Annotated in this window: 3 protein-coding genes; all 3 read right to left on the bottom strand. The window is 72.4% G+C overall.

The genetic code is table 11. The features are described from left to right. Positions 1-194: 194 nt before the first annotated feature. The 3 genes from ETD96_RS41815 to ETD96_RS41805 all read right to left on the bottom strand — a co-directional run bounded on the left by ETD96_RS41815 (position 195) and on the right by ETD96_RS41805 (position 4,372). Entirely contained in the window at positions 195-1,502 is a 1,308-nt protein-coding gene (locus ETD96_RS41815) for an ABC transporter substrate-binding protein (RefSeq protein WP_171069500.1), read from the bottom strand. A 187-nt stretch (positions 1,503-1,689) separates the two neighbouring features. Further along, entirely contained in the window at positions 1,690-2,736 is a 1,047-nt protein-coding gene (locus ETD96_RS41810; RefSeq protein ID WP_138642017.1) for a LacI family DNA-binding transcriptional regulator, read from the bottom strand. 10 nt (positions 2,737-2,746) lie between these two features. Beyond that, complete coding sequence (locus tag ETD96_RS41805; RefSeq protein WP_138642016.1) at positions 2,747-4,372, bottom strand: glycoside hydrolase family 13 protein; 1,626 nt, start codon at positions 4,370-4,372, stop codon at positions 2,747-2,749. Positions 4,373-4,426 lie beyond the last annotated feature (54 nt).

Here is a 4,426-nt window from a genome sequence, read left to right as displayed (position 1 = left end):
ACCCGGGAGACCGAGATACCCTCACCGTCGAGCGGCGGGGGGCCGTTCCGGCTGGGGCGCAGATCGGTGGTCATCGTCGTGCGCCTCCTTTCCGAGGACGGGACGGTGCGGGGAGAGCGGAGAGGGGAACGGCGGCGGCGCCGGCGGGGAGGTATCGGCGCGGCGCCGCCGCCGTGGTCACGGGTCGCCGGGGGTTACCTGGCGGCCTTCTTGGCCTCCTCCACCGACTTCGCCCAGGCGTCGGCCGGCTTCTGCCTGCCCTGGCCCACGGAGATCAGGACGTTCTCGACCGCGGCCCGCACGTCCTCGTTCTTCGGCCCGAGGTGGACCGGCTTCACGCCGGCCGCCAGCTCACCGAAGATCTTGCCGACCGGGGCGTCGCCGAAGTAGGCGCTCTTCGCTCCCGCGACCGCCGGGTCCTGCGCCGCCTGCGGCGAGGACGGGAAGACGTTCGCGGCCTTGTAGGCGGCCACCTGGCCCTCGGGGGAGGTCAGGAACTTGGCCAGCTCGGCGGCGGCCTTCGCGTGCTTGGTCTGCTTGGGCACGGCGAGCCACGAGCCGCCCCAGTAGCCGGCGCCGCCCGGGGTCTTGGCGACGTCCCACTTGCCCTTGCCGAAGTCGCCGGAGAACTCCTCGATGCCGCCGAGCATCCAGGACGGGCACGGCAGGGCGGCGAAGGTGTCCCGCTTGAGGGCGGTCTGCCACGGCGGGGTGAAGATCGACATGTCCGCGGTGAGCTTGTTCTCCGCGAACTTCAGCGACGTGTCGAACGCCTGCTTGACGGCGGGGTTGCCGTCGTAGACGAGGTTGTCGCTCTTGTCGAAGAAGCTGTAGCCGGGCCCGTTGCCGGCGTTCTGCAGGACGGTGGCGCGGAACACGGCGGTCGGCCCGTCCAGCCACTTGGTGCCGGGCACCTTCTCCTGGAACTTCTTGCCGGTCTCCAGGAACTGGTCCCAGGTGGCCCAGAGCTCGCCGACCTTGTCGCGCTCGGTGGGCAGGCCGGCCTTCTTGAACAGGTCCTTGCGGTAGCACATGGCGAGCGGGCCGATGTCGGTGCCGAGGCCGACGAGCTGCTTGCCGTCGGGGGTGAGGCCCATCTGCCACTTCCACGGCAGGAAGTTCTTCTCCAGGTCCTTGCCGCCGTGGTCGAAGAGGTTGACGAACTTCGTCTTCTGCTGCATGTAGAGCGGGAGGATGCCCTCCTCCAGCATGACGACGTCGCCCGCGCCGCTGCCGGTGGCCATCCACTGCTGGATGCGCGGCTTGTACTCGTCCAGCGTGGAGACCTTGCGCTGCTTGATCTTGACGTTCGGGTGGGACTGCTCGTACTGCTTGTAGAGCGCGTCGTAGCCCGGCTCACCGAAGACGTCGACGGTGAGCTCGACCGGCCCGCTGTCGGAGCCTCCCTCGTCGTTGTCGTCGCCGCCGCACGCGACGGCGAGGCCGCCGACGAGTACCGCCGCCATCGCCGTACTCAGTCCGCGCCGCATGATGGCCCTCATGGCGGACCCCTCTCAGGTTGTGTCTTGCAGTGGTGTGGGAGCGCTCCCACGAAGGAAAGACCGTGACGGGGCTCACTGTCAATGCGCCGAAACATAACCGTTACAACAACCTGTCCGCCGGGGCAGGGCGGTCAGACCCCGCCCGACGACCGGTCAGACACCGGTCAGCCCGCCCCGACCAGGCGGGTCACCCCTCCTGGACGGGCGAGAGCCGGGCCGGCGCCGGAGCCGGCGCCGTGGACCGCCGGACGACCAGCTCCGGCCGGTAGAGCAGCTCCGTGCGGGGCGCGCGGTCGCCGCGGATCTCGTCCAGGACGGTGCTCACCGCGGCCATCGACATCTCCCGCACCGCCTGCCGGACCGTCGTCAGCGGCGGGTCGAGGTAGGCGGTCAGGAGCGAGTCGTCCATGCCGGTGACGGACACATCCTCGGGCACCTGCAGCCCGCGCGCCCGCGCCGCCCGGATCGCGCCGAGCGCCATGATGTCGTTGCCGCCGCAGATCGCCGTGCACCCCGCGTCCAGCAGCGTGGACGCCGCCGCCTGCCCGCCCTCCACCGTGTACATGGTGTTGACGATCAGCTCGTCCACCTCGGCCGAGGAGAGGCCGGTGTGCGCGGCCATCCCGCGCCGGAACCCCTCGGTCTTGCGCCGCGTCGGCACGTACACGTCCTGGCCGATCGCGAGCCCGATCCGGCGGTGGCCCATAGCGGCCAGGTGCGCGACGATCGCCTCCATCGACGCCACGTCGTCGTTCGAGATGTACGGCGCGTCGATGTCGGGCCGGTACCCGTTCACCAGCACGATCGGCAGCGCCTGCTCCAGCAGCCGCGCGTACCGCGCCCGGTCGGAGTTGGCGTTGGCGTGCAGGCCGTTGACGAAGATGATCCCCGCGACGCCGCGCTCCAGCAGCATCTCGATGTAGTCGTCCTCGGCGACGCCGCCCGGCGCCTGCGAGCACAGCACCGCCATGTACCCGTGCCGGGCGAGCGCGCTCTCGATGACCTCGGCGAACGCCGGGAAGATCGGGTTGGTCAGCTCGGGGATGATCAGCCCGATCAGCCCGGCCCGCCGCTGGCGCAGCTTGGCCGGGCGCTCGTAGCCGAGCACGTCCAAGGCGGTCAGCACCGCCTGGCGCGTGGTCGGGGACACGCCCGGCTTGCCGTTGAGCACGCGGCTCACCGTCGCCTCGCTCACCCCGGCGTGCGCCGCGATGTCCGCCAGGCGTGTCGTCATGGGTTTCAAGTTATCCCTCCTCGACGTCCCACCACAGGGCGGTGTCCGGGGGCAGGTCCAGGTGGCCGCCCTCCAGCCGGACCGGTCCGCTCGCGAGGAGCGGCGTGCCGCGCGCGGGGAGCCGCACCGTCCCGCCGCCCGTGTTGACCGCGCACCCGAGCCGCCTCCCCCCGCTCTCCCGGACGAAGACAAGTGTGCCGGGTGGGGCCGACTCCCAGCGCAGTCCGCCGTCGCCGAGCGCGGGGTGCTCGCGGCGCAGCCGCAGCGCCTCGCGGTAGAGGGCGAGCATGGAGCCGGGGTCGGCGCTCTGCGCGGCCACGGTGAGGTCGCGCCAGCCCGTCGGGATCGGCAGCCAGGACGCGGGGCCCGCGCCGAACCCGAACGGGGGCTCCTCGCCCTCCCACGGCAGCGGGACGCGGCAGCCGTCGCGGCCGGCGCCCTCGCCGCGCAGCCGCTGCGGGTCCTGCTGGAACTCCTCCGGCAGGTCGAGGACCTCCGGCAGGCCCAGCTCCTCGCCCTGGTAGACGTAGGACGAGCCGGGCAGCGCGAGCGTGAGCAGCGCCGCCGCGCGGGCGCGACGCAGCCCGGTCTCGCCGCCGCCGTACCGGGTGACGTGCCGCTTCACGTCGTGGTTGGACAGCACCCAGGTCGCGGGCGCGCCGACCTCCGCCGCGGTGCGGATCGACTCCTCGATCACCTCGCGCAGCGGAGCGGCGTCCCACGGCGCGGTCAGGTAGTGGAAGTTGAACGCCTGGTGCAGTTCGTCCGGGCGGGTGTAGTGGGCGAGGCGCTGCGGGGTGGGCGCCCACGCCTCGGCGACGGCGATCCGCTCGCCGCCGTAGGAGTCGAGCAGGCGCCGCCACTCGCGGTGGATGTCGTGCACCGCGTCCTGGTCGAAGTACGGCAGGACGGCCGTGCCGAGCATCTCGACCTGGTTCGGGTGGCCGACGTCCGGCAGCCCGGGGGCCTTGGCCATGCCGTGCGCGACGTCCACGCGGAAGCCGTCCACGCCGAGGTCGAGCCAGAACGTCAGGATGTCCGCGAACTCGGCGCGGACCTCGGGGTTCTCCCAGTCCAGGTCGGGCTGCTCGGGCGCGAACAGGTGCAGGTACCACTGGCCGTCCGGCAGCCGGGTCCAGGCGGGGCCGCCGAACACCGACTCCCAGTCGTTGGGGGGCTCGGCGCCGTCCGGGCCGCGCCCGTCCCGGAAGATGTAGCGGGCGCGCTCGGGGGAGCCCGCGGGCGCGGCGACCGCCGCCCGGAACCAGGCGTGCCGGTCGGAGGTGTGGTTGGGCACGACGTCCACGATGATCCGCAGGCCGTGCGCGTGCGCGTCGGCGATCAGCCCGCGGGCGTCGGCGAGGGTGCCGAACAGCGGGTCGACGTCGCGGTAGTCGGCCACGTCGTAGCCGAAGTCGGCCATCGGCGAGACGTAGAACGGGGTCAGCCACAGCGCGTCCACGCCGAGTCCGGCGAGGTAGGGGAGCCGGGAGCGGACGCCGGGCAGGTCGCCGACGCCGTCGCCGTCGGAGTCGGCGAAGCTGCGCACGTACACCTGGTAGATGACGGCGTCGCGCCACCAGCGGGTGCCCTCCTCCGGGTGGGAGGCGTGGACGAGCAGGGTGTCCTGGGTCATGAACATCCTTCGAATCGGGAGCCTGCGAGGTGCGGGTGCGGATGGGGGTGGGGG

Source organism: Actinomadura geliboluensis (assembly GCF_005889745.1).
GTDB classification, from domain to species: Bacteria; Actinomycetota; Actinomycetes; order Streptosporangiales; family Streptosporangiaceae; genus Spirillospora; species Spirillospora geliboluensis.
Note: the sequence above shows the minus strand (reverse complement) of the source record. Positions and strands in the feature narration are given on the sequence as shown.

Coding starts and splice junctions, on each gene's coding strand:
- ETD96_RS41805 (WP_138642016.1), bottom strand. CDS start 4,372: ATGACCCAGGACACCCTGCTCGTCCACGCCTCCCACCCGGAGGAGGGC.
- ETD96_RS41810 (WP_138642017.1), bottom strand. CDS start 2,736: ATGACGACACGCCTGGCGGACATCGCGGCGCACGCCGGGGTGAGCGAG.
- ETD96_RS41815 (WP_171069500.1), bottom strand. CDS start 1,502: ATGAGGGCCATCATGCGGCGCGGACTGAGTACGGCGATGGCGGCGGTA.